The following is a 26164-nucleotide window of genomic DNA, read 5'->3' on the forward strand; positions in this document are numbered from 1 at the left end:
TAAAGAATCTGTCCTATGATAATAAATTCTAGGACAGATTCTTTATTAAGTTTGAGTTTCAAAGGTCAAATTTTCCACTTAATTTTTAACCAGAATGTTGTGTGTAATAAGTGTCCAAATTATGCATTTGCAAAAGTATATATAGCATTAACTCTTGCTACATATAAATTCTCATCACTGCATCCAATATATTTAGCATATTTTTCTATCTTTTCTTTTGCATTTTCAACATCATTTTCATCGCTCTCCATTAACTCATTTATGTAGATATCCATTAATGATGCTTTATATTCTTTTATATCATAGCCTAAAAATTCAGTTAATCTCTCAATTTCCTTACTAAAATCTCCATCTTCTTTTACCAAAAATTCGTATACATCTTCCCTATATGGATTTAAAGTTATTATTTGTTTTACGACTTTGCATTCATCAGCCTTACCAATAAAACCATCTTTATAATTATTAAATAAGGCATTAGATTTTTTTATAGATTCTTCATCAATATAAGAATGTACCTCAGTTATTCGATTTTCTATAAGGGCATCTACAACAGCATAATGAATTTTAAAACAATCATTGTATAAATAATTGCTCATTTTCTTTACTGTTGATTCTATTTCTAAAAAACTAGCATGACCATTTTTTTTATTTTTATTTGGTATAATAAAGGTTTTATTCAAATTATTAAAAAGTCTCTTGAAGTCTAAATATTTTTCACAATAAACACTTTTAAAGGTATCGATGTCTATAGTTATAATTCCAAAACTCACTATAGTCTCAATGCCCTTCTTAAAAGATTCCTCTATATATTTTTCTCCTAGACTTAAACCTCTATCAGATATTTGCTTTAGATTTTGAAAACTATTCAGACACTCTCTTTCAAAGTTTTTAGAAATTTCTAAAGCATATAATTTAAAGATTTTCCTTATCTTATTATAATTATTTTTTGTATCATCAAATCTGATAATAGCTCCATTTACATCAAAAGTAATCATTGAGTTTTAACCTCCCCATTAGTTTCATCAATAAAATAAATTTAATATAAACTTTATAATCATAATATTAAACTTATTTATACTATAATTATTAATTTGATGATAAAAGCTATTCTCCTTCTAAATAAAAAATTTGTCTAAAGTTTCTAAAAAATTTAGACAAATTTTAGATTATTATTGTTTAAATTATTCCAAATGTGCCAAATAATATTGGTATAAATATAGCTGGCAACAAATTTGCTACTTTTATATTTGTCAATTTAAGTACATTTAAACCAAGACCTATAATCAATAAACTTCCAGCTGCTGTCATTTCTGTGACTACAGGCTCACTTAAAAATCCATTTAAAAATGATGCTCCCATACATATAATACCTTCATACAAAAATACAGATATTGCAGAAAACATTACGCCTATACCTAAAGAAGCAGTAAATATAACTGAAGCTATCCCATCTATAACGGATTTTACAAATAAAGTATCGTGACTTCCTGTAAGACCACTTTCTAATGACCCAACTACTGCCATAGCGCCTATACAAAATAATAAACTAGATGATATAAAACCCTCTGCGATAGAATCTTTTTTATTTCCTTTAGAAAATTTACTTTGTAAAAAAGCACCCAACTTATTTACCCATTTGTCAATATCTATTAATTCTCCTATCAAAGCACCTACAGCTATGGATATTATTGTTACTAATGTATTTTTTCCCTCTAATGCTCCTGATATACCAATGTACAATACACATAAGGCAATTCCATTCATTATAGTATCACTTACTCTTTGAGGCAATCCACCTTTAATTATAAGACCTACTATACATCCACCTGCAATTGCTAGACTATTTACTATTACTCCAAACATTTTTTCTCCCCTCGATTAGCTAATTAAAATTTACTTCAATTATTAAAATTTAAATGTCAATACTTTGGAGTGGATATTTTAAATATTCTAAAAATTCTTCAAAACCTTTTCTAGATATATTTACAGTTTTAGTATTTATATTAGGATGAAAATTTAAGTAATCTTCTTTAATTACATCCTTGTCTATGTAAAGCTCTACTTTTCTTTCTGTGTCATTTATCAATGAAAAAGGATTTACACTTCCTGGAAGAATTTTAAGTACATTGTATAATCTTTCAGGTGAAGCAAATGATAATCTAGAACTTCCTATCTTATCTTTAAGTGAGTTTAAATCGACCTGTTTTTCTCCTTTAACTACAATAAGGTAATACTTATTTCCTTTAGCATTTCTTAAAAATAAATTTTTACATTGACACCCTTTTGTTATTTCGTCTAAAATTACTAATTGCTCTGCCGTATATACAGCTTCATGTTCTACTACATCATATTCAATATTTAATTTATCCAAAACGCTATATATTTTAGTTTCATTTATTCTCACTTCATTTTCATCTTGCTCTTTTATAATTTTATCTTTCAAATTACTCATATTTCTCTTTTCTCCTTAAACACTTTGTTATTTCTATACCTCTTTAAGATATTACTCTACAATAGCCATTGCTCTTACCGGAGCACCATCAGCGTCATTATACTTAAATGGAGCTGCTATAAATAGGAATTTTTCTGGAACATTTTCTAAATTTGTAAGATTTTCTATGATTATTTTTCCTTTTTCAAATAAAATATGATGCACTTTAAAAATTGATGTATCATATCTATCCACTGATAACATGTCTATACCTATACCTTTTATCTTAGTATTAGCTATATAACTTGCAGCTTCTTCTGTTAATGTAGGATAGTCTACATAGTACTGTTTTTTATCCCAAAACTTTGACCAACCTGATTTAAATATTATAAAATCACTATTTTTTATTTCATCTTCGTATTTTTTTAGATATTCTAATTCTATATTCTTATTTCCCTTTTCAAGCTCCAATACATAAGCTTTACCAACAAAATTTTCTATATCCAACTTATCTAGGGTATCACCTTTAGTATACATATGTCTTGGTGAATCCATATGAGTTCCGTTGTGAGAAAATACACTAATTAATGTTTCTTGATAACCATTTTCTTCAATAATAGCTACTTTCTTGATATCTGGTCTGTTAGGCTCTGCATATACAGGCATGTCGTTATGTGTAACATGAGTTAAATCAAAAACCTTCATTTTTATATACCCCCTATGTTTTTATTTTCTATTATATACCTAAATTCATTTTATTTCTATCAGATTTTATTCCATTATATACCACACTAGTATATATTTTTTATAAACTTCAAGGGATTTACTGAAAAATCTTGAAAAGAATTATTAGTAAATATAACATCTTCGCCTAAAAAACGTTTATACCTTTCTTCTTCTTTCTTTAAAGTAATTATTTGTTTTTGTAAATGATTATTAAAAACCATTATCTTAAGTGGAGATTTTTTTCTATTTGTTTGAACTCTTTTTAACATGTATTTTATGTGCATATCAGCTTCAGGAAATGAATATCCACAGAATATTAAAAGGTCAGTATCTCTTAAAGTTTTTTCTGTTTCATTCCAAACATTACTTAAAAATATGTTCGACATATTCTTAAAATATGTTGGTGGCACTATAATAGGTTCTGTTAATTCACCACACTCTAAACATTTTGTTTCTGAACTATTTTTGATAAGTTTCATGACACCACCTTCGTGTGGTGTAAGAGTTACACTATTACAAATAGGGCAATAAAGCCAATTTAATGACCCATGTATCTTGTATAATTTTATTAATGGTTCTTTTGGTTTTCTCCAATTTAACTCTTCTTTAAAATTTGTAAACTCCACGCCATAATCAAGCATAATTGGCAAATCATTCTTATCTCTTAAACCCGTAACTGTATTGTCTATATGTATATCATAATTTGCACTAATAAAAGTAGTATCAAGAAGCAAATCATTTTCCAAAAGATTTTCAACCAAAAGTTTGTGATATTTATTATCTGTTCTAGGTGTATTATGAATTGCTTCAGCCATTAATAGTATTAAATATTGTCTTAAAAAACGTATACTATCACTTTTGTTATTTAGATTTTCTAGTCCAAAATTTCTAAATGCTTCTTTTCTTTGTTCTGCTAAATCCAAAAGCCCTAAAACTTCTTCAAAGGTAGGAAAATTTGCATTATCTATATCATCTTTTACTATATCAATTTTGAACATCTGTTTAAAGAAAATATATAATTCTCTATTCATATCAGTATTACAGTTTGTAGGATTTAGCTTTTTAAAATATTCGCTAAACAGCTCATTTTGAATAGGTAGATTTTCCGCTGCTGAAGCTCCTGCTCCCAAAAATATGGCTATTTTCATATAGTTCCTCCTAATATAAATATTACTATTATTTTTATATCTATTAAATATTCATATCATTTATTTTATGATACAACAATAAAGCTGTCTCCTACTAGAAAAAATCCTATTACAAGACAGCCTTATATTATATTAAATCTTTAATAATTCATAAATAGAAAGAGCATATATTTGAGCAGCCTTTACAATATCCTCTACTATTAAGTATTCATTAGCTTGGTGTTCTGTTTCTGGTTTTCCTGGAAAAATAGCTCCAAATGCAACACAATTATCTAAAGCTCTTGCGTAAGTTGCTCCTCCAGATGAAAGTGGTGTTCCATCAAGACCAGTTTCTTCTTCATATACTTTTCTAAGTGTCTTAACAAGAAGCGTATCTTCTGGAACGTAGATTGAATCCAAGAAATCATATTCCTCATAGGTTAAATTGTATTTATCTGTCATTTTCTTTAATTCTTTTACAAAATCATCTTTTTTGTATGTTACTGGAATTCTTACATCTATTCCTGCAAATTCTTTTTCACTATCAATGGTTACTCTACCTATGTTTACTGTTAGTTTACCTGATACATCATCCTTACAGTTAGGAATTATATTATTTCCATTAGCATCTTCACCAATAGCCTCTGCTAAAAATTTAATTATATTAGAATCAATACCTATATTATTAAGAGCTATACAAAGTCTTGCCACTGCATTTATACCAGTATCACTTGCTGCTGAATGGACACTTTTTCCTATTATACAGATTTTATTACCTTCAACAGTATATTCAAAATTTAATTTATCAAGTTCTTTTTTTAATTTATCAGAGTATTTTCCACTATAGATTGCTTTTCCTGGAACTGCATTTAGAGCCTTTCCAACTGATAATTCTATATCACTTTTGCTAGCACAAGTTAAATGAACTTGTAAAAGTCCTTTTTCTGCATTTGTTATTGGGAATCTAGAATCTGGAGTAAATCCATAGTTTGGTATTTCTTCATTATTTTCTTTATATTTATTTATACATCTCCAAAGATTTTCTTCATCAGCCCCAAAAATGAATCTTATTCTTTTATTAAAGTCTACATTTAAATCCATAAGAGCTTTTACTGCATAAATTGCTGATATTGTAGGTCCTTTATCATCCTGTGTCCCTCTTCCATATAATTTACCATCTTCTAAAACGGCTTCAAAAGGAGGATAATTCCAGCTTTCTAAATCACCTTCTGGAACTACATCAACATGACCAAGTATACCTATCATTTTTTCACCTTGTCCTATTTCTGCATATCCATAATATCCATCTTTATATACTGTATTAAAGCCTAGAGATTTACATAAATCTAATATGCCTCTTAAAGCTTTATCTATATTCTCACCAAATGGACAATTTTCAGTTGCTTCAGATATAACACTAGGTATTTTTACACTTTCTTGTATTGAAGAAATCATTTCATCTTGTAGAGAATTTACTTTTTCTTTAATTTGCTCTTTCATATTATCACCCTTTAATTTTCATCATAATATACTAATAAATATTTTGACCTTTTAAAAAAAAAATATGCTTATTTTTTTAGTTTTTTTATAAATTCAATTGCTTTCAAAGTCCCCATTTTTGAATGGTCAAATGTAAGCCCACCCTGGAAATAAACGTTATAGGGAGGTCTTATTGGAGCATCTGCACTTAACTCTATAGAAGAACCCTGGATAAAGGCTCCTGCTGCCATTATGACTTCACTTTCATATCCAGGCATGTCCCAAGGAACAGGTTTTACATAAGAATCAACTGGTGCAGCTTCTTGTATACCTTCACAAAAACTTATTACTTCATCAGCATTATTAAGTCTAATACATTGAATAATATCACTTCTCAAATCATCGTATTTTGGTAATACATCATAGCCTAATTTTTCAAAAGCTCTTGAACAAAAGATAGCTCCCATCACAGCTTGAGATACTATATAAGGTGCTAAGAAAAATCCTTGAAGTACATTTCTAGTAGTTCCAAAAGTAAGACCACATTCTTTTCCTATTCCAGGAGAAGTCATTCTATAAGATATAAGTTCAATTAAATCTTTTCTACCAGCTATATATCCACCTGTCAATGCAAGCCCACCACCAGGATTTTTTATTAAAGAACCAGCCATAACATCTGCTCCAACATCAGTAGGCTCTTTAGTATCTAAAAACTCACCATAACAATTGTCAACCATTACTATAACTTCTGGTTTGACAGACTTTATTACATCAATAGCTTCTTTTATATCACCAATTGAAAGTGATTTTCTCCAAGAATATCCTTTTGACCTTTGTATCATAACAAGTTTAGTTCTATCATTTATTTTATTTTTAATTCCTTCTAAGTCTAAATTTCCATTTTCTAAAAAATCTACATCATCATATGTAACACCATATTCTTTTAATGAACCTTTTTCTTCTCTTATACCTATAACGCCCTCTAAAGTATCGTATGGTCTACCAGTAACAGATAAAATTTCATCTCCTGGTCTGACTATCCCTTGTATACATAAAGTAAGTGCATGTGTACCATTTACAATTATTGGTCTTACAAGAGCATCTTCTGTATTAAAAACTTTAGAATAAATTTCCTCTATTTTTTCACGCCCAATATCATTATATCCATATCCTGTAGTCCAGTTAAAGTGCATATCACTTAGTTTAGATTCTTGCATAGCTTTTAAAACTTTATATTGATTATACTCTCTTATTTCTTTTATTTCTTCAAACTTATCTTTTATATCTTCCATTACTTCTTGTGACAGTTTAAAAGTATCATCATCTATTCCATAGTAGTCTTTTAATAATTCTTTTGTCTCATTAAGCATTTTATCACCTGTCTCTTTATTATTTTATTTAAACATGTAAAGGAGACTATTTTACTAAAACAAATAAATTATAGTTTATAAGTTAGTATAAGTCTCCTCTCAATCATCTTAAATTAAATTAGTCATCTATCTGTTGTTATTATTATTATTTTGGTTTTGATTTGTTAGATTAATATACTTCCCAGGTTGTATAGTTGAAACAGCATGTTTATAAATCATGTTTTGTTGTCTATTATCACCTTCTATTAATATTATATAACTATCAAATCCTTTTACAAGCCCTTTAACTTGCACTCCATTGACTAAATATATAGTAACAGGTATTCTTTCTTTCCTTGCGTTATTTAAAAACAAATCTTGTAAATTTAAAACTGTATTTTTCATTAGATTTGTACCCTCCCAAGATTAAATTGAACTTCTAAAATATTCCTACCTTATATTCTATATAAGTTATAACAAATTTTCAATATTAAGTTGTATACTTAAAAATTTATATATTATTTTATAGAATCTTTAATATATAAGATTATTTCATTTTTTAATTCGTCTATATTTTCATATTGGTCTAAATCAAACCATTTTGCTGTTTCATATCTTTTAAACCAAGTTATCTGACGCTTTGCATACCTTCTAGAATCTCTTTTGATTATTTCAATAGCTTCTTCGTATGTATATTCTCCATCTAGATATTTCAATATCTCTTTATAGCCTATACCTTGCATAGATACCATATCTTTTTTAAATCCCATACTTAAAAGTTTTTTGACTTCTTCAACCAACCCATTTTTAAGCATGATGTCAACTCTCATATTTATTCTTTCATATAAATGTTCTCTATTTCTATTTAATACTATTATTATAGGTTCATATTCTTCATTAAATTTTAAATCACTTGAAAAGTCATTCATTTTCTTACCGCTTAGACAAACTTCAAGTGCCCTTATAACTCTTTTAGTATTGTTCTTATGAATTCTATTAGCAGCTTCTTCATCAAGCGATTTCAATCTATTATGCATGTAATCTATTCCTTTTTCAGCAAGCTGATTTTGAAGTTCTTCCCTTAATTCATTATTGGCATCAGATTTTGCAAAATCCATATTATATATTAAAGAATTTAAATAAAGTCCTGTACCTCCAGTCACTAAAACACATTTTCCCTTTTCATTTATTTCATATATATATTTTTTTGCTCTTTGTTGAAACTCTGAAACTGAAAATGGATAGTCAGGTTTAACTTCATCTATAAGATAATGCTTTACTCCTTGCATCTCTTCCTCTGTAACTTTTGCACTTCCAATATCCATATATTTATATATTTGCATAGAATCAGCTGAAATTATCTCTGCATCCATATCTTTTGCTAATTTTATTGACAAATCTGTCTTTCCAACAGCAGTTGGACCTGTAAGTATTATAAGTGGTATTTTTTTCATAACATTCCTTTCCATATATTTTAAATATCCAAATATTTTACATAATCCTTTTAAACATTTTTTCTATTTCTGTCTTAGATATTTCGACCATTATAGGTCTTCCATGAGGACATGTAAATGGGTTCTCACACTTTTCTAGCTGTTCTAATAGACTTTTTATTTCAATATCATATATTTTATCATTTGCTTTTATAGCAGACCTACATGCCATAGATGCAAACCGCTCTCCTTTTAAATCATAATTGCTTGTAATCTCTTCTATATTATCAATTATTTGAAGTATAAATTTTTCAGTTTCAGGTACTCCAAATATAGTAGGAACACATCTTACCATTATATGATTATTGCCAAAGACTTCTAATTCAAAACCAAATTTCATAAATAACTCTAAGTTATTTTCAATTTGAAGCATATCTACATTTGATACTTCAATCACCACTGGGTCTAAAAGTATTTGCATATTAATATCCTGTCTATAGAACTTTTCCATATATCTTTCATACAATATTCTTTCATGTGCAGCGTGTTGGTCCAACAAATACATACAATCATTTTTGCTCAAAACTATATAAGTATTAAATACAACTCCAATTACAGAATACCCATATAAAGAAAATTTACGTTTTGAACTACATAAGTATTCTTCTTCACTATCCCTAATACAATCTCCCAAATAATAGTTTCCTTCATTTCTAATTCCATCAACTTGAAATTCTTCTTGTATATTGTTATTTACACTATTTTCACTTAGATAATTAATATTTTTGTCTTCTACACTTGCATTTAAGACCTCACTTACAGATTGAAATTCATTTATTGGTTTTTCACTCGATAAAGTAACAACTTCAATAACCTCATCCTTACCTTTAACCATATTATTATTTTGAGGATTAGATTCTAATAAATTATTATTTCTTAATTCATAATCTGTACTTTTTTCTCTATTATTAATAGCAATTCTAGGTTGTGTTTTTTTATCCTTATAAGTGGCATATTTTCCAATAAGATTTGAGTGTATTAACTTAACCTTTAAAAAATCTCTAAGTTCTATATATACTTCTTGTTCTTTTTCAAATTTAATTTCAAGTTTATTGGGATGTATATTTACATCTATACATGATGGGTCTACTTCTATATTCAAGAAGCATACTGCATGTTTACCTATTGGAATTATAGATTTATAACTTTCTGTTATTGCATCTATGATTATTTTACTTTTTACAAATCTTTTATTTATATAGATATGTTGTAAGTTTTTGTTAGAACGGTATATATTGTTATTCCCTATATATCCATTCATTTTAAAGTGATTACATTTAAACTCTACATCTATTATATTTTCAGTTATTTCTTTTCCATATATACTTCTAATGGTGTTTACAAGCTTTCCATCTCCTGGAGTATTTAGCATCTGTTTATTGTTATTTGTATATTTAAATTGAATGTTTGGATTACCTATTGCAAGTTTATTTATCAAATCACTTATATTTATAGTTTCTGCATGAGTAGATTTTAAAAATTTCTGTCTTGCTGGTGTATTAAAGAAAATATCCTTTATAATGATTGTAGTCCCATTAGTAGAACCTATTGGCTCTTTTGATATTATTTTGCCACCTTCAACATATATTTTAGTTCCTATTATTTCATCTTTGGTTTTAGTAGTCATCTCTAATTTTGATACAGCTGAAATAGATGCCAATGCTTCTCCTCTAAAACCAAGAGAATACAAATCATACAAATCATCAATTTTTTTAATTTTACTAGTAGCATGTCTTAAAAATGATTTTTCAACTTCACTTGAAGGTATTCCTGTTCCATTATCTGTAATTTTAATTAAACTTTTTCCTCCATCAACTATATCTATAGAGATTTTATTTGCACCTGCATCAATGGAGTTTTCAATAAGTTCTTTTACTACAGAAGAAGGTCTTTCTACAACTTCACCTGCTGCTATCTTATTTATAGTCAAATCATCTAGGATGTTAATTATACTTTTCATTTTTACACCTCTAAGATTTTATTTCTTTCGCTTTTTTCTGAAGATTATAGAGAGAATTTATAGCATCTAATGGAGTCATATTTAAGATATCCAGATTTAGAATCTCTTCTGCTAGTATATCTCTATTTACACTATCAAAAGAAATTTGAGTTAAGGCTACTTCTTTTACAGAATCCTCTTTATTAGCTTTTTCTTTATCATCATTTTGTTTCATTAAAGTAATTTCATCATTTAATACTTTGAATTTAGAATTTAATTTATCATAATCTTTTTTTATATGTTTATAGTCTTTTACTATAAGTTCATGTTCTATTTTTAGAGTTTCATATTTATTCTTAAAATTACTTTGATTTACCTTAACTAATTCTTCATCTAAATTCCTATTAATTATATTAGTTTTTTCTTTATCTCCATTTATTGCAACACTATTGTAAACATGATTTTTTTCTAAGTCTTTAAGTATATATTTTGCTCTTTCTATAACTTCATCTGGTAATTTAGCTAATTTAGCAACATATATTCCATAACTCTTGTCTGCTCCTTGAGGAATTATTTTTCTTAAAAATATTATTCCTTCCCCATCTTCTTTGACTGCTATTGAATAATTCTTAACCTCTTTAAACTCTTCTTCCAAATCGGTAAGTTCATGATAATGTGTTGCAAATAATGTCTTGCATCTAATATTCTTTTGAATATATTCCACTATTGACCATGCTAAACTTATACCATCATAGGTACTAGTCCCACGACCTATTTCATCTAATATAACTAAACTTCTCTCTGTTGCATTTTTTAATATAAGAGATACTTCGTTCATCTCTACCATAAAAGTAGATTGACCTTGAGACAAATCGTCACTAGCCCCAACTCTTGTAAATATTCTGTCTAATATTGGAATATCAGCGTACTCTGCTGGTACAAATGAACCTATATGTGCCATAAGCGCTATTATAGCAGTTTGTCTCATATATGTTGATTTACCAGACATATTAGGACCAGTTATTATGTTAATAATATTTTCTCCACTATTTAGATACGTGTCGTTTGGAACGAAATTTTCCTCACCCACTATATTTTCGACAACAGGATGTCTACCATTTCTTATATCAAGCTTATTATTTTCATTTATTGCTGGTTTTACATAGTTATTTATGTGTGCAACTGTTGCAAGAGATACAAAAACATCTATATTAGCTATAGTCTTAGCTACTTTTTGTATTCTGTCTATGTTTTTGTATATAGTATCTCTTATCTCTACAAATATATCGTATTCTAAAGATTTAATTTTTTCCTCAGCATGTAATATCTTTTCTTCTATTTCCTTTAGTTCTGGAGTTATATATCTTTCTGCATTACTAAGTGTTTGCTTTCTTATATATGTTTCATCTAGCTTTGCCTGTTTAAAGTTGGCTTTTGTTATTTCTATATAATATCCAAACACTTTGTTAAATCCTATTTTTAATGATTTAACTCCTGTTTTTTCTCTTTCCCTGTTTTCTATTTCTTTTACAAGAAACGCTCCGTTCTTAGAAATCTCTCTCAATTCCTTAAGTTCATCACTAAACTCTGATTTAATTATATTTCCATCTTTTATTGTTATTGTAGGTTCTTCTAGGATAGCTTCATCTATTAAATTGTATATATCATCCAACTTATCCATTTCTGAAACATACTCTTTTAGGATTTTTGCATTTGATAAATCTATTGTGTCTTTTAAATTAGGTAACTTTTCTACTGAATTTTTTAAGTGAATTAACTCTTTTGGTGTTACTCTTTCAAACGCTATCTTTCCACATATTCTTTCTATATCGTATATATTTTTAAGTATATCGTTTAAGTCTTCTCTCAATATAAAGTCATCTTTTATTTCTTCTATTACATCCAATCTATTTTCAATTTTAGATTTGTTTATCAAAGGTTCTTCTACATATTTTCTTAAAAGTCTACCTCCCATTGCTGTAGAAGTTTTATCAAGGACATGCAATAATGAACCTTTTTTCTTATTACCTCTTATAGTTTGAGTAAGTTCTAAATTAGTCCTAGTAAACATATCTAAAACCATATATTCTGATGAATTGTATATATTTATATTATTAATGTTAGATGTTATTTGTTTTTGAGTATTGTATATATAATTCAGAAGAATTGATAAGCTTGACTTTATGAGACCTTTGTCATCAAACTTTAGTTTTTGCAGGTAAACATCCGGAAAATATTCTCTTAATATGTTTATATCCAAATAGTTATCGCTAAAACTTTCATTTATGTATATATTACTTACAGTAGCTATATCTCTAAGCTTTTCTATAAAGTCTAAATCATTTATAATTATTTCTGTTGGATGGATTTTTGCAATTTCTTCAATGACTTTATCTTCATTTAAACATGTTGCATTAGTTTCTCCCGTACTTATGTCAACATAAGTTAGACCTATATTAGTACCATCCTTATATAAAGATAACAAATAATTATTCTTTTTATTTTCAAGTAAATTTCCATCTAAAACTGTTCCAGGAGTGATGACTCTTATAACCTCTCTTCTAACAATTCCTTTTGCTGTAGATGGGTCTTCCATTTGTTCACCTATTGCTACTTTATATCCATTTTCAACTAATTTTGATATATATGAATTGGCTGAGTGGAAAGGAACACCACACATAGGAGCACGTTCTTCTAAACCACAAGCTTTTCCTGTCAATGCTATTTCAAGAGCTTTTGAAGCTACTAATGCATCTTCAAAAAACATTTCATAAAAATCTCCCAGTCTAAAAAACAGTATACAGTCTTTATATCTATTTTTTACTTCAAGATACTGTTTCATCATAGGAGTTAATTTATTCATATCTATTTGCATTATCAAACCTCCTTCTTTTCTAATTAAATATTATATCATAGTAGATGATTATTATTAACATAATATATAAAATTTTGACGTATAACTAAAAACAATCCAAAATGTATACTCGCATTTTGGATTGCTAGGTTTAATACTTATTAAATAAAAATATATATTATTTTTACAATAAAGATATTATTTCTTTTTTAAGTTTAATGATATTTTCAAGATTATCTTCATTTAAATTTCTACTATCTATAATAAATTCTTTTTTTACTATTGATGGTTTTTTTGAAATAACATAAATTCTGTTTGATAGCATTATAGCTTCATCAATATCATGAGTTATAAGAAGTATCGTTGAATTTACTTTTTTCTTAACATCTAAAAGCCATTTTTGCATAGATGTTTTAGTTAATGAATCAAGTGCGCCAAAAGGTTCATCTAAAAGCATTATGTCATTAGAGTTTACAAAAGTTCTCAAAAAATTAGCCCTCTGTTTCATTCCTCCAGAAAGTTCTGAGGGATATTTATCTTCATATCCATTTAGTCCAAACACTTCAAAATAAGGTTTTACCAACTCCCTTGCTTTGCTCTTTTTTTCTTTTTTTAAAACTAGTGGTAGTGACACATTATCTATTATAGTTTTATACGGCAAGAGTAAATCTTTTTGATACATATAGCTATATTTACCATTTACATCCACCTTGCCACTATTATAATCTGTAAGTTTAGTTATAATATTAAAGATAGTGCTTTTTCCACATCCACTTGGTCCTAATATAGAAACAAATTCACCTTCATAAACTTCAATACTTATATCTTTTAAAACTTTAATATCTTTATAGACTTTTGATACATTTTCTATAGATATTTTTACTTTTTTATTGTGGTAAGAATTCATTTGTGTAAGCATCACTTGCCTTCATATCCTTATCTATTAATTTATATTCTTTTAAGAATGATGTATAGTTATTCCATACACTATCTTTCATTTCTCCCCATCGTGGTGAGTCATCTTTGTACTTGCTTGCTAAATATTCTTGACTCTTTAATGCTAGTTTTTCATCTACTTCTGGTGCATGTTTTACTAAAATTTTTACTGCTTCTTCTGGATTTTTTATTGCATATTCATAACCTTTTGTTGTAGCTTTTAAAAACTTTTTAGTAAGCTCTGGATTATCCTTAAGCACAGTTTCATTAGAAATTATAAGAGGTGTATAATAATCTAATCTCTCATCTAAATCTTTTACTGGTATAAAGTTTAAGTCATATCCAATTAAATCAGCCTTAACTGCATCCCAGCCTTCGAATATCCATGCAAAATCTACAGTTTTCATAGCTGCAAAGAAATCATCTTGACCAGTATTGACTATTTTTAACTTATTAAAATCAGCTCCATTTTTCTTCATAACTGCTTTAAAAACAGCTTCTTCTGATGGAGAACCCCAACCACCATAAGTTTTTCCTTCAAAATCCTTAGCTGTAGTGATATTTTTTTCTTTTGGTGATGCAAATCCAGAAGTATTATGCTGTATAACAGTTGCTACAGCTTTTATTGGAAGAGGGTCTTCACTAGTCTTTGCATAAGTAACTTGTTCTTGATAGCTTATACCAAAGTCAGCCTTCCCTGTTGCTACTAAAGTCTCAGCTCCACTTTCGGGTGGTTGTACTATTTCAACATCTAGACCTTCTTCTTTGTAATAACCTTTATCAAGTGCTACAAATAATCCAGTATGATTTGTATTTGGTGTCCAATCAAGTACCATAGTTACTTTTTTAGAAGAAGTATCTTTATCATTACTTTTGTCTTTATTATTTGAAGAACATCCAGTTATTGTTGCCAATGTAAAAGCACTTACTAAACCTAATATTCCTAATTTTTTAAAATTCATAATTGCCTCCCTCAAATACTTTTAATCTGTTAATCTATACCTTATAACAACCTTTTTTACAGCCTGTACAATTCCTACAAATATTAAACTAAATATAACTACTAATATAGTAGATGCAAATACTTTATCAAGTGCATATGCGCTTTTTGACCTAAGCATATAAACGCCAAGACCTTTTGTTCCACCTAGCCATTCTGCAACAGTTGCTGCCATTACAGCATAAGTTGCAGATATTTTAAGCCCAGAAAAAAATTTATCCATTGCCATAGGAAATTTAAGGTGAATGAATGTATTAAATTTATTTGAATTCATAGTCTTAAATAAATTTAAATAATCTTTATCAATATTCTCAATACCATCTACAAAACTTATTAATATAGGAAAAAAACAAGTAAGCGTTACCATCAATACTTTTGGCATTGTCCCAAATCCAAACCATATCATAAAAAGTGGAGCTATAATTATTGTAGGTATCATCTGAGTAACCAACATAATAGGATAAAGACATTTTTTTATTATCAACACAAAGTCCATCAATATTCCAATTATCAATGATATTATAATTGCAACTATAAAACCAAGAATTGCCTCTCCTATAGTAACTACAGCATGCATAGATAAATTTTGGGAATCTTTAAAAAATACATTAAGTATATCTACTGGCGTTGGTAATATATATTGTGGAACTTCTAAAACCTCTACCATAGATTGCCAAATAATAAGTATAAACAAAAATGTTGCTATTGGATATATACTGTCTTTGGCTTTATCTATGATTTCTAAGTTTTTCATCTATAGTCAAGCCCCCAGCTTTTTCATCTACTCTAGCTACTGTTATAACTCTTTCACATCCAAGGTTAAAAGGGATTTTATGTACCTTTTTTAATAACTCAAAAACTTCATCAAAATCACCTTCAACAGTAGTGCTCATTGCCCCTATTTCACATTTAAGACCATTCTTTTCAATTTCAGCAATACAAGCATCTACTACTTTATACATTTCTTCTTCACCTTTGTAAGGTCTTAGTGGCATTACTGCTATGTCTGCGATTACCATTTAAATCACTCCTTTTAAAATAATTAATACCTACTAGGTATATTTTATTATTTATATTAAAATTTTACTACTAAAAACACAATATATCTAAGTAAAATAAAAGTCTTATCCAAAATAGGATAAGACTTATTTTTATCTTTACTAGTCTCCCTACACTGGCATTATCCAAACAGGTTCAAAGGGTCGAGATAAAATCTCCTCTCAGCATATTAGCTCCCCAAATATATTATATCTTTTCTACTTGATTATACTACACTTATCATATTTTAACAAATTTTTTATTCATATTAGATATTTTATCCATTTGAAAATATCTAATGCAAAATGACACTTTTTCATGAAAATCTAATTCTATTCATATATACTTCTTGCAAATTATTAAAATTTAATTAAATTTTAATAATTTTCCATAGATATAAAATTTTATAGTGAATTTTTTTATTTCATTATAACTATACCAAATTTATAGAAGATATTTATCTTTGTTAAATTTTATTTTATTAGACTATCTTAACTTAAACTAATAATAAAAGTCTCTTATTCTAATTTATATATAAATTATATAATATAATTATTTTACCTAATTTATTTTTAAGAAATAAAATATTTTTTAAATTTTTAAATTTTTTAATATGTAACTTGAAAAATGAAACGTTTTCCTATATCATTGTAATTGTAGAATAAAACTAAATAGGCAAAACTAGAGAAATTTAGTGACGCAAAGCTATAGGGACTAAGACTTACAAAATGAGTTATGTCAGCCAGTTGCCAAAAAGATATTTTCTTTTTGTTTTTATGAAAGTTTTTTAGGGGGATAAATGATATATGTTTATAGATAAAATGGATAGATGTACACATATACTAACTGCATATATATGCAGTTCATACGATTACTGCAATTTTATAGACACACAATTAAATGATTTTATACTAGAATACGGAGAGAATGTAGTAGAATCTTGTTTGCATCAAGTAATGGTATTGGTAAGCAGATACAATTAAAGAAATTTTATTTTCTAGAAAATCCTTTTTAGTTTTATCTACGTTTTGTAATGCATAAATAAACAATTAAAGTAATCTTTATTGTCTACTTTTTATGAAATAAACAGTTTAGTTTATCTCATATACTATTTACACCAATTATACAATTCTAATAATATAGATTCTAATGATTTCCACGTTTAATAGATTAATATTCCATTCTTGGAGACCTGCTATTGGTACTTTAGAAGAACCGGTTACAGCAAATGCCAATGGACTTTTAGGAACATATCTTGTACAAACGTAATACCTATACCTTACAGAGAACTTATATACAATTAAATTAATTTTTTTATTATTTGTTAATATATATTTATCATTATATTATATAATAATATAGATAGTTACTATATCTTAAATTAGATAAATCATAATTATATATATTATTGTTAAAACTCAATTATGCAATTTTTAATAATATTATTTCAGGAGGAAAAAATGATAAACGATATTAAAAATAAGTTCAAAGATTACAAGCCATATATAAACGGATATAAAAATATGAAAAGGGCATCTGTTTTAGTTCCAATAGTAGAGATAAATAACATACATCATATATTATTTGAAGTTCGCTCAAAAAATTTAAAACATCAACCTAACGAGATTTCTTTTCCAGGAGGTAAAATAGAATCAAACGAAACTCCATATGATGCTGCTATCAGAGAAACTTGTGAAGAACTAGGTACTTTTAATGACAATATAGAAATCATATCTAGTCTAGACCTACTTATAACACCTGTAAAATTTATTATACATCCGTATTTAGGATATATAAAAAACATTAATAATTTAAATATAAATAAAGATGAAGTTGACCATACTTTTTTGGTGCCTATAAAATATCTTTTAGAAAATCCTCCAAATACTTATAATAATACTGTAAAAGTTTTTCCTGATGAAAATCTACCTTATGGTTCAATCCCAAACCAAAAAGATTATAAATTTGAAAGTGGAAGTTACCCTATTCTATTCTATAAATATAAAGATTATGTAATATGGGGTATGACAGCAAAAATACTAGAAAACTTTTTAAATTTCTTATCAGAATAATACTTGTAAGTAAACATTCAAATTTTTAAATAACAAGTTTTTCTAATTTTAAAATGTAATAATTCTAAAAAATACAAGAAATTATGTTTCACATTTTTTTATTTGATTATTGTCCAGTTATTATTACATAATTACCAATACAATTTCAAGGTAAATACTAAGTATTATTATCACACTATAGATAAATTATAGCATAATAATATATCTAATAAAGTTAAGATATGAAATAAATGATTTTAATGTATGTTTATGGTAAAATAAAATAAGTTAGTAAATTGTAAGTCAAAATATATGGAGATGCTTATAATGTTTGCAGTAGGATTTATAGTTATATTCGCAATTGCCTTTTTCATTTTAAGTATATTGTTATTTAATGGAAAAGCAAGTATGCTATTAGCAGGTTATAATACTATGAGTGATAAAGATAAAGCTAGATATGATAAGAAAAAATTATGTAGAAGTTCTAGCATTGTTATTTTTATTGTATCTATAATGTTGTTTATTATGGCATTTCTTGGTTATAGAGTAGAAAGTGGACAAATGGATGAAAAAGAAATGTTTCCATTTGTTGTGATATTTATAATCGTTACACTTGCTAGTGTGGTTTTCAATATCTATTACTCTAATAAGAAATGTAAAAAATAATATTTAGTAGGCTAAGCAGTTAATTATGAAAGATTAACTACTTTTTTATGTTTATTCTATAATATATTAGTATATAATAAGGAAATACTAATATATAGTTAGGTAAAACTTGATAAAATAAAAATAGATGTACCATCAATTTACATTTTATATCAAATTTATTTATGATAAAACTGAAATTAACATAACATATGTAATGTATGTTTTTAAAATTTAATATATTTTGTTTTATAGTACATCTATTTTAATAAGTTTACATAATTTTATTATATTGTACAATATTAATCATTTATTAGTACTCCATTTAATGAAAAAGTTCTAGGTTCAGTAATTCTAACCATAACTAATTTCCCAATTAAATCATCATTTCCGCCTTCGAAATTTACAAGTTTATTTTGTCTAGTTCTACCAGCAAATTTATTCTCATTATTTTTACTTCTTCCTTCAACTAAAACTTCAACTATTCTATTTTTATATCCATTATTTATATCTGCTGAAATCCTATTTACAGCTTCTAACACTCTATTAAATCTCTCATGTTTTATTTCTTCTGGTATTTGATTTTCCATTTTAGCAGCAGGTGTTCCCTGTCTTTTGGAATAAATAAATGTAAAGGCTGAATCATATCTAACTTTTTCAACTACATCTAAAGTATCCAATAAATCTTCTTCTGTTTCTCCTGGAAAACCTATCATTAAATCTGTTGAAAAAGCAATGTCTGGTACTTCTTTTTTAGCCTTTTCTATTATTTCTAAATAATATTCTTTTGTATAATGTCTATTCATTTTTTTCAAAAGACTACTGCTTCCACATTGTATTGGTAAGTGTAAAAATTCACATACCTTATCACAATCTCTAATTGCGTATATTACTTCATCAGATATATCTTTTGGATGAGATGTCATAAATCTAACTCTTTCAATTCCTTCTATCTCATTTACTTTTCTTAGAAGTTCTGCAAATGTAACTGGATTTTCAAGTGTCTTACCATAAGAGTCAACATTTTGTCCAAGTAAAGTTATTTCTTTCGTTCCATTTGCTACAAGTTCTTTTATTTCATTAATTATATCTTCAGGAGTTCTACTTCTTTCTCTTCCTCTTGTATATGGAACTATACAATACGTACAGAAATTATTGCATCCATACATTATATTTACAAACGCTTTTAGTTCAAATTTTCTATTACTTCTAAGACCTTCTATTACCTCTCCATCTACATCCCATACATCTACTAACATTTTGTCAGAATTCATTGATTCTGTAAGTAATTGTGGAAATTTATATAGATTATGTGTTCCAAATATAAGGTCTACATGTTTATATTTTTTTCTTAGTTCTTCTACAACATGTGGCTGTTGCATCATACACCCACATACAGCTATTTTCATATTTGGATTTTTTCCTTTTAGATGTTTTAATTGTCCTAAGTTGCCATATACTTTTAGCTCTGCATTTTCTCTGACTGCACATGTGTTATATATTATTAAATCACTTTCTTCAGCCATCATTGACATTTGGTATCCCATTTCTTCTAGCATTGAACATAATTTTTCTGAATCATGTTCATTCATTTGGCATCCAAATGTTTGAGTAAACACGAGTTTCCTCTTTCCTGTTCTGTTGAAGTATTCTTCGTTTTGTCTGTGTATTTGTTCTATATATTTATCTTGTTCTTGTATTTTCTCTATAGGTATTGTTACTTGTTTTCTTTTGCTCACGTCTATTCCTCCTAGTTAATTTCTTATATTACACATAACCTTAATTATATCAAATAAGAAAAATCTTTTAAAGATATTATTTTTCTACATATGTTTTGATGATAAATTTAATAATTTAAATATAGTATATTTCTAAAAAATAAAAATAGATATTCCTTATCATAACAGTAAAAAAGATGTTTTAAATTTTAGTTTAAAACACCTTTCTTATATTAGAATACACAATTTACTCTTGAATATAATAAAATCTATTCATTCTCAATCAAATAACAATTTTTAATATTAAATGTTGTCCTTCCTCAACTGTTATTATATCTACTTCCTGAGAAAACATCACTAGTAACTATTCCATCTACATCACCTAAGCTGTCATTTCTAACTTCATATCACTTCCAAACTTACCATTCTTAGCCATACATACCAGCTTTTATAGTCTTTGTAGTTGGCTTAGAATCATCTTTAACAATCCAGTATTAATATCTCCAATTCCATTTGTTACATTTAGACATTGCTAAATTATATTCGAATTTATATATCCTATAAAAGTATTATTTCATATTTAAGCTTGATAACTAACTCTTCTTATTGATAAACTAACAATCTTGAATAAAAATATTCCTGCAACTAAATTTATTAAAACAGCTGGCAATACTACTGCTAAAAATAAAGCTGTGAATGAAGCACCTGGAAGACCAACTATAGCCTGAGCTGCTAATAAAAAAATTGTTCCACTTACAAGTGTTCCTACTGGCATTATTATTGCAACTACTATAGTATCTTGTGTCTTCTTAGCTAATCTTTTTATAAAAGGCATTTTATAACTAATGCTCATTAATAAAAATACTACATTTGCTGTAAGAGTTTTATCTATTACATTAGGAATTTGACCTCCTGGGAAACTTGATGTAAGTGCTGTAAATATTCCAGTTACTATGCCTGCTATTAAACAAGTTTTATAATCATCTCTATTTAAAACTAATATTACAAATAACATTGCTAGTGGTATATCTGGTTTCATTGGTAATCCTATAGCTGGTGTAATTTGATGTATCAATAATCCCATCGCTAAAAGTATTGCATTTAAAGTTAGTTTTTTTGTATTTGTTTTCATTTTTGTAGTTCCTCCTGTTTTTTTAATTTTCAATTTATTTTTTTGCCAATTTACTATATCATCATCTTTAACTTTGGAAATTCATAACATCTTTCTCACCACCCTCTATATTTTAAGTTTTCAATAAAATAAAAAACTCCGTCCTAAACTAATAGGACGGAGATTATCCGCGTTGCCACCTAAATTATATAAAAATTAATATAAAATCAAATTTTTATATATCTCATTATCAAGTACTTACATACCTTATTCGCTGTAACGTGCGACTGACGATAAAGTCTACTCTCAAAACTATGATTTCAATTTACTCCTCTAAGGGCCATTCATCAAATTTTTTCTTGCTAAGATTCCACCATCCTCAGCTCTCTATACTGAACCTAAATTCGACTACTCTTCCTTGTCATAGGATTTAATTTACTTTATTAAATTTTGGCGTTGAAATAATAATATTATTTTTCCTAAAAAATGTCAATATGTTTTTATAAATTTAAAAATATATTTTATAATCTATTTTTTCTAAAACATAGTAAATTAGCTTATGCATTTCTTTTCACATCCAAAATTCTATAAACAATTCCTTTAATAGTCTTTTTTTTACTCTAATTCTCCCTCTGTCAGTTCAGTTAATGAATCTTGATGTAATAATCAATATTGTATATAATACAACAAAATCACATAAAACAACTATATAATTTTTATTATTGTATTTAATAAAATTTCTTCTTTTTTCTTTTAACAAGTATTAGTATAACTAAAACTATAACAATAAACATAACTATTATTGAAAGTACCAATTTTGATAAAATATTGTATCTTCTTATACCTTGTCTTTTGTGTTTATTTAGAATTCCATGTCCATATGTTTTAGTTCTTATAGTTCTTTTTTTTAATTTCACTCTACTTTTACTAAATTTACTACGTTTGTGTTTAGTTTTAGATTTAATAGTTTTAAATCTAGTGTTATTAGATATATAATTCTCTTGTGTTGAAGAAATATATACACTAGAATCAGTAATAACTTCTGCTTCAGCTTGTAATGGATTTATAATGCTGATTATAAGTAAAAAAGATATAACTACTCCAATCATCTTTTTCTTTTCTTTCATATTTTCCTCCCTCATAAAAACTTATGTCTAGTTTATTATAATATATTAAATTAAAAATTACAAAAATTTTCAAATCTCTTATATATTTTCTTATCTTTAATATTATTTTTATTCTATAGACTTTATCTTTTATTAAATTTTTTTTAAGTAATACTAAATTATGATACTTAGTACACAAAATACAAATTAAACCTACTTCAACTTCTGCCCATATTCCATCAATATATTTTAACTTAACAAGGAGATGAACCTACAGTTTCACTTAACTCCAAGCTAACAAATGAAGTAATTGATATTCTTATAAATGTTAATAAATTAGGAACAACTATTATGCTTGTAACTCATGATGCCAAAGTAGCATCAAAAACAGAAAGAGTATTATTTATGTCTGATAGTATGATTGTTGGTGAAATTAAATTAGAAAAATTTAATAGTAATGATTTAAAAGAAAGAGAAAATAAACTGATAAGTTGGTTATTAAAGCTGATGACTTATTCAATATTTGATGCTAAAATATAATTAATAAAATTTAATTATAGGTGATTACATTATGAATATTACTAAAGGCATAACTTTACTCTTAACATTATCAATTGTAATATCTGCAGTGGGATGTTCTCCAAAAGAAAGTGCTACTGAAGTAGCAAAAAAATATATTGATAGAATGAACTCTGGTGACTATGAAACAGCATATAGTTTATTAAGCAAAGATAGCAAGAAAAAAATTAGTCTGGATAATCTTGAAGAATTTCAAAATATTTTAATTAAAACAAAAAGAATAATTAGTTATAAAATAGATAAAGAAAAAACTATAGAAACTTATAACTATGATGGAAAAAAGTATAAAAATGTGGTTAAATTAGAAGAAACTTTTGAAATAAAAAATCTTCTTTATAAAAAAGATGATTCTTTAAAGGTAAATAGATACTTTGTAGTTGAAAATAATAAATACAAGCTCTTGTTCTATGAAGATTTCAAAAAAGAATTTGGTATTAATAGTATGGATTTTGCCCAACTTAAACTTGATGATTTTGAACTAAAAACCTTTAAAGAAGTTGAAGTCATACTAAAAAAAGCTATTGGTATTAATCCTACTGACTCAAATCTTTATTATGCACAGGCATGTAATTATATGCGTTTCGATGGATATCCTGATTATTCAGATGCAACATACAATGCTTTAGATTCAATTAATAACTCTTTAAAGTATCTAGATAAAAAGGATTCTGACTATAAAAAAAATGCAAGTAATGTGTATAACTTAAAAGGAGTTATACTCATGTTTCATAAAAGATTTGATGAAGCTCAGCAATGTTTTAATAAAGCGTTATATTTTAATAAAGATAATGAAGATTCAAAACTTAATCTCAATACACTAAAAAATAGAGAATGTATATAGATTTGTGTAAATATATATTTTTGCTATTAAATATTACTGGAAATTTTCAATTCTAGTAATATTTTTTTATTATCAGGAAATACTAATAATGGTATTTTATACACATTTATTGTATGTTAAATTTAGGTTTTTATACACTAAATGTACCATTTTTCAAAAAAATTATATTATATAATTTTTAGGAATTCTATCTCCAAACATTATTGTAAGTTGACCTAATGTAGCTGACCAATTTTGATTTGGAGAGTTCCATTTCTCAATAATTTTCATAGTTGATAGGTATAATGATTTTCTAAGTGACTCATCTGTAGGAAATACTGTTCTGACTTTAGTATATTTTCTAAGTTGCCTATTAAAACCTTCCAGTGCATTTGTAGTATATATAATTCTTCTAATATCTTCTGGGTATGCAAAGAATGTTGATAAATTACTCCAATTATTATACCAAGAATCTATTACTACTGAATATTTTTGATACCATTTTTCCTTCAAGGAATCCAAGTTCAAGAGTGCTGTTTCTTCATTAAATGCCTTGTAAACTGATTTTAAATCTTTCATAAATTCTTTTTGGTCTTTTGATGCTATATATTTAAAACTATTTCTAATTTGATGAACTATACAGGTTTGTATACTTACATCTGGATATACCGTTTTTATTGCTTCTGGAAGTCCTTTTAGACCATCCATACAGGCAATCAATATATCTTCAAGCCCTCTATTTCTAAGGTCATTGCAGACTGATAACCAAAACTTAGCACCTTCGGCTTCACCTATCCAAATACCTAGAATATCTTTTTTTCCAGTCATATCTAAAGCCATACATATATATGCAGCTTTAGAAACTATTTTATTATCATCTCTTACCTTAAAATGCATAGCATCCATATATACAATTGGATAAACTGATTCTAAAGTTCTACTTTGCCATTCGGCGGCAGCCTCCACAACCTTGTCGGTTATTTTAGATATCATTGATGGTGATACATCTATTCCATACAGCTCTTCCATTTCTGATTGAATATCTCTTACACTCATGCCACATGCATAAAGACCAATTATTTTTTTATCTAGTTCATTACAAACCGTTTCATATTTTTTTACAACCTTCGGCTCAAACTCAGCATTTCTATCTCTTGGTATATCTAAATTTACCTCTCCAAAACTGCTACTTACATTTTTAGAACTATATCCATTTCGATAATTTTTATCACACATATCTTTTCTTTCATATTTATTTCTACCTAAATGCTCCTCCATTTCTGCATCTAATAGTTGCTGAATAACATCTTTGAATAGTTTTTGCATAAGGCCATTTTTCCCAACCACATCTTCCATTGTCTTGCATTTTTTAACTTCTGTTTGATAATCAACATCTGGAACAATTATATCTTTCATTTTCAAAACCTCCAAAATTTTTTATATGAATATTATTCCAAATTTACCAATTTTGTATACCAAAAAGACTATAGGTAAATTTGTTTTTACACAAATCTACTTACAGCCCCAAAAAATAATCTAAAATAACTATTCAAGTTTTAACTCTCTAAAGTATTTTTACATATAATTCATTGCTAAATCATAATTTTTACAAAACTAATTACAATTTTAAATTATAAAGACTTATTGCTATATAAATATTAATCTATAACAATAAGTTTTTTATTTAAATTTAAAAATATAACTGTTAAAACTTAGTTATAAAAATTTAATTTGCTAATCTTAATAATTTTTCAATTATATT

At 26.7% G+C, this 26164-nt stretch carries 24 protein-coding genes, 2 riboswitches and 1 other annotated feature; of the genes, 5 read left to right on the forward strand and 19 right to left on the reverse strand.

The window, feature by feature from the left end; genetic code table 11:
- Nucleotides 1–119: 119 nt before the first annotated feature.
- The 15 genes from JJC02_09440 to JJC02_09510 form a co-directional block, all read right to left on the reverse strand.
- Complete coding sequence (locus JJC02_09440) at nt 120–995, reverse strand: kinase (GenBank protein ID UDN56345.1); 876 nt, start codon at nt 993–995, stop codon at nt 120–122.
- A 181-nt stretch (nt 996–1176) separates the two neighbouring features.
- Nucleotides 1177–1863 (reverse strand): DUF554 domain-containing protein, encoded by a 687-nt coding sequence (locus JJC02_09445; protein ID UDN56346.1) that lies wholly within the window; start codon nt 1861–1863, stop codon nt 1177–1179.
- A gap of 49 nt (nt 1864–1912) precedes the next feature.
- Entirely contained in the window at nt 1913–2452 is a 540-nt protein-coding gene (locus JJC02_09450; GenBank protein UDN56347.1) for a prolyl-tRNA synthetase associated domain-containing protein, read from the reverse strand.
- 51 nt (nt 2453–2503) lie between these two features.
- Nucleotides 2504–3136 carry a cyclase family protein gene (locus tag JJC02_09455; protein ID UDN56348.1) on the reverse strand — a complete coding sequence of 211 codons (633 nt, stop codon included), beginning with the start codon at nt 3134–3136 and terminating at the stop codon, nt 2504–2506.
- A gap of 86 nt (nt 3137–3222) precedes the next feature.
- The gene (locus JJC02_09460) at nt 3223–4305 is read right to left on the reverse strand and encodes an SIR2 family protein (GenBank protein ID UDN56349.1); all 1083 of its coding nucleotides are present in this window, start codon (nt 4303–4305) and stop codon (nt 3223–3225) included.
- A 132-nt stretch (nt 4306–4437) separates the two neighbouring features.
- Nucleotides 4438–5784: a Sapep family Mn(2+)-dependent dipeptidase gene (locus JJC02_09465; GenBank protein UDN56350.1), complete on the reverse strand. Its 1347-nt coding sequence runs from the start codon at nt 5782–5784 to the stop codon at nt 4438–4440.
- A gap of 68 nt (nt 5785–5852) precedes the next feature.
- The gene (locus JJC02_09470) at nt 5853–7133 is read right to left on the reverse strand and encodes a methionine gamma-lyase family protein (protein UDN56351.1); all 1281 of its coding nucleotides are present in this window, start codon (nt 7131–7133) and stop codon (nt 5853–5855) included.
- 126 nt (nt 7134–7259) lie between these two features.
- Complete coding sequence (hfq, locus tag JJC02_09475) at nt 7260–7517, reverse strand: RNA chaperone Hfq (GenBank protein ID UDN56352.1); 258 nt, start codon at nt 7515–7517, stop codon at nt 7260–7262.
- Nucleotides 7518–7630: 113 nt separating this feature from the next.
- Entirely contained in the window at nt 7631–8566 is a 936-nt protein-coding gene (gene miaA, locus JJC02_09480) for a tRNA (adenosine(37)-N6)-dimethylallyltransferase MiaA (GenBank protein UDN56408.1), read from the reverse strand.
- Between the two features lie 37 nt (nt 8567–8603).
- Nucleotides 8604–10565, reverse strand: a complete 1962-nt coding sequence (gene mutL / locus JJC02_09485; GenBank protein ID UDN56353.1) for a DNA mismatch repair endonuclease MutL — start codon at nt 10563–10565, stop codon at nt 8604–8606.
- Nucleotides 10566–10575: 10 nt separating this feature from the next.
- Nucleotides 10576–13419: a DNA mismatch repair protein MutS gene (gene mutS / locus JJC02_09490; protein ID UDN53153.1), complete on the reverse strand. Its 2844-nt coding sequence runs from the start codon at nt 13417–13419 to the stop codon at nt 10576–10578.
- A gap of 163 nt (nt 13420–13582) precedes the next feature.
- Nucleotides 13583–14317 (reverse strand): ABC transporter ATP-binding protein, encoded by a 735-nt coding sequence (locus JJC02_09495; GenBank protein ID UDN53154.1) that lies wholly within the window; start codon nt 14315–14317, stop codon nt 13583–13585.
- A complete protein-coding gene (locus JJC02_09500) occupies nt 14286–15296 on the reverse strand; it encodes an ABC transporter substrate-binding protein (protein UDN53155.1) in 1011 nt (336 codons plus the stop codon). Before JJC02_09500 ends, JJC02_09495 begins: the two co-directional genes overlap by 32 nt.
- Nucleotides 15297–15317: 21 nt before the next feature.
- On the reverse strand, nt 15318–16088 hold the full coding sequence (locus JJC02_09505) for an ABC transporter permease (GenBank protein UDN53156.1): 771 nt from the start codon (nt 16086–16088) through the stop codon (nt 15318–15320).
- On the reverse strand, nt 16063–16353 hold the full coding sequence (locus tag JJC02_09510) for an MTH1187 family thiamine-binding protein (GenBank protein UDN53157.1): 291 nt from the start codon (nt 16351–16353) through the stop codon (nt 16063–16065). The genes JJC02_09505 and JJC02_09510 overlap by 26 nt, the downstream gene beginning before the upstream one ends.
- Before the next feature lie 129 nt (nt 16354–16482).
- Nucleotides 16483–16583, reverse strand: a riboswitch (TPP riboswitch).
- Nucleotides 16584–17036: 453 nt separating this feature from the next.
- A riboswitch (cyclic di-GMP riboswitch) is annotated at nt 17037–17126 on the forward strand.
- Between the two features lie 52 nt (nt 17127–17178).
- Here JJC02_09510 and JJC02_09515 point away from each other — a divergent pair.
- From JJC02_09515 to JJC02_09525, 3 genes are all read left to right on the forward strand, one after another.
- Nucleotides 17179–17355, forward strand: coding sequence for a hypothetical protein (locus tag JJC02_09515; GenBank protein ID UDN53158.1), 177 nt, complete (start codon nt 17179–17181; stop codon nt 17353–17355).
- Between the two features lie 477 nt (nt 17356–17832).
- Nucleotides 17833–18444, forward strand: coding sequence for a CoA pyrophosphatase (locus tag JJC02_09520; protein ID UDN53159.1), 612 nt, complete (start codon nt 17833–17835; stop codon nt 18442–18444).
- A gap of 306 nt (nt 18445–18750) precedes the next feature.
- The gene (locus tag JJC02_09525) at nt 18751–19089 is read left to right on the forward strand and encodes a DUF3784 domain-containing protein (protein UDN53160.1); all 339 of its coding nucleotides are present in this window, start codon (nt 18751–18753) and stop codon (nt 19087–19089) included.
- A gap of 281 nt (nt 19090–19370) precedes the next feature.
- On the opposite strand, the gene miaB is transcribed toward JJC02_09525, so the two are convergent.
- From miaB to JJC02_09540, 3 genes are all read right to left on the reverse strand, one after another.
- A complete protein-coding gene (miaB, locus tag JJC02_09530) occupies nt 19371–20807 on the reverse strand; it encodes a tRNA (N6-isopentenyl adenosine(37)-C2)-methylthiotransferase MiaB (protein ID UDN53161.1) in 1437 nt (478 codons plus the stop codon).
- 559 nt (nt 20808–21366) lie between these two features.
- Nucleotides 21367–21918 carry a tryptophan transporter gene (locus tag JJC02_09535; protein ID UDN53162.1) on the reverse strand — a complete coding sequence of 184 codons (552 nt, stop codon included), beginning with the start codon at nt 21916–21918 and terminating at the stop codon, nt 21367–21369.
- A gap of 149 nt (nt 21919–22067) precedes the next feature.
- Nucleotides 22068–22331 (reverse strand) — a binding site (T-box leader).
- A 294-nt stretch (nt 22332–22625) separates the two neighbouring features.
- Entirely contained in the window at nt 22626–23024 is a 399-nt protein-coding gene (locus JJC02_09540; protein UDN53163.1) for a hypothetical protein, read from the reverse strand.
- A gap of 330 nt (nt 23025–23354) precedes the next feature.
- On the opposite strand from JJC02_09540, the gene JJC02_09545 reads away from it, so the two are divergent.
- Complete coding sequence (locus JJC02_09545; protein ID UDN53164.1) at nt 23355–23543, forward strand: hypothetical protein; 189 nt, start codon at nt 23355–23357, stop codon at nt 23541–23543.
- Between the two features lie 31 nt (nt 23544–23574).
- Entirely contained in the window at nt 23575–24423 is an 849-nt protein-coding gene (locus tag JJC02_09550; protein UDN53165.1) for a hypothetical protein, read from the forward strand.
- A 162-nt stretch (nt 24424–24585) separates the two neighbouring features.
- Here JJC02_09550 and JJC02_09555 read toward each other — a convergent pair whose 3' ends face one another.
- Nucleotides 24586–25818 (reverse strand): IS256 family transposase, encoded by a 1233-nt coding sequence (locus JJC02_09555; GenBank protein ID UDN53166.1) that lies wholly within the window; start codon nt 25816–25818, stop codon nt 24586–24588.
- Nucleotides 25819–26164: the final 346 nt, after the last annotated feature.

Origin of the sequence: Clostridioides sp. ES-S-0054-01 (assembly GCA_021561035.1) — a bacterium.
Classification (GTDB): domain Bacteria; phylum Bacillota; class Clostridia; order Peptostreptococcales; family Peptostreptococcaceae; genus Clostridioides.

Excerpts from the sequence above, each read along its gene's own strand:
- JJC02_09510 (UDN53157.1), bottom strand. The coding sequence starts at position 16,353 with ATGGTAATCGCAGACATAGCAGTAATGCCACTAAGACCTTACAAAGGT.
- JJC02_09465 (UDN56350.1), bottom strand. The coding sequence starts at position 5,784 with ATGAAAGAGCAAATTAAAGAAAAAGTAAATTCTCTACAAGATGAAATG.
- JJC02_09460 (UDN56349.1), bottom strand. The coding sequence starts at position 4,305 with ATGAAAATAGCCATATTTTTGGGAGCAGGAGCTTCAGCAGCGGAAAAT.
- JJC02_09540 (UDN53163.1), bottom strand. The coding sequence starts at position 23,024 with ATGAAAGAAAAGAAAAAGATGATTGGAGTAGTTATATCTTTTTTACTT.
- JJC02_09550 (UDN53165.1), top strand. The coding sequence starts at position 23,575 with ATGAATATTACTAAAGGCATAACTTTACTCTTAACATTATCAATTGTA.
- JJC02_09525 (UDN53160.1), top strand. The coding sequence starts at position 18,751 with ATGTTTGCAGTAGGATTTATAGTTATATTCGCAATTGCCTTTTTCATT.
- JJC02_09445 (UDN56346.1), bottom strand. The coding sequence starts at position 1,863 with ATGTTTGGAGTAATAGTAAATAGTCTAGCAATTGCAGGTGGATGTATA.
- JJC02_09440 (UDN56345.1), bottom strand. The coding sequence starts at position 995 with ATGATTACTTTTGATGTAAATGGAGCTATTATCAGATTTGATGATACA.
- JJC02_09450 (UDN56347.1), bottom strand. The coding sequence starts at position 2,452 with ATGAGTAATTTGAAAGATAAAATTATAAAAGAGCAAGATGAAAATGAA.
- JJC02_09470 (UDN56351.1), bottom strand. The coding sequence starts at position 7,133 with ATGCTTAATGAGACAAAAGAATTATTAAAAGACTACTATGGAATAGAT.
- JJC02_09535 (UDN53162.1), bottom strand. The coding sequence starts at position 21,918 with ATGAAAACAAATACAAAAAAACTAACTTTAAATGCAATACTTTTAGCG.
- JJC02_09455 (UDN56348.1), bottom strand. The coding sequence starts at position 3,136 with ATGAAGGTTTTTGATTTAACTCATGTTACACATAACGACATGCCTGTA.
- mutL (UDN56353.1), bottom strand. The coding sequence starts at position 10,565 with ATGAAAAGTATAATTAACATCCTAGATGATTTGACTATAAATAAGATA.
- mutS (UDN53153.1), bottom strand. The coding sequence starts at position 13,419 with ATGCAAATAGATATGAATAAATTAACTCCTATGATGAAACAGTATCTT.
- JJC02_09555 (UDN53166.1), bottom strand. The coding sequence starts at position 25,818 with ATGAAAGATATAATTGTTCCAGATGTTGATTATCAAACAGAAGTTAAA.
- hfq (UDN56352.1), bottom strand. The coding sequence starts at position 7,517 with ATGAAAAATACAGTTTTAAATTTACAAGATTTGTTTTTAAATAACGCA.
- JJC02_09505 (UDN53156.1), bottom strand. The coding sequence starts at position 16,088 with ATGAAAAACTTAGAAATCATAGATAAAGCCAAAGACAGTATATATCCA.
- miaA (UDN56408.1), bottom strand. The coding sequence starts at position 8,566 with ATGAAAAAAATACCACTTATAATACTTACAGGTCCAACTGCTGTTGGA.
- JJC02_09545 (UDN53164.1), top strand. The coding sequence starts at position 23,355 with ATGCTTGTAACTCATGATGCCAAAGTAGCATCAAAAACAGAAAGAGTA.
- JJC02_09520 (UDN53159.1), top strand. The coding sequence starts at position 17,833 with ATGATAAACGATATTAAAAATAAGTTCAAAGATTACAAGCCATATATA.
- JJC02_09495 (UDN53154.1), bottom strand. The coding sequence starts at position 14,317 with ATGCTTACACAAATGAATTCTTACCACAATAAAAAAGTAAAAATATCT.
- JJC02_09515 (UDN53158.1), top strand. The coding sequence starts at position 17,179 with ATGTTTATAGATAAAATGGATAGATGTACACATATACTAACTGCATAT.
- JJC02_09500 (UDN53155.1), bottom strand. The coding sequence starts at position 15,296 with ATGAATTTTAAAAAATTAGGAATATTAGGTTTAGTAAGTGCTTTTACA.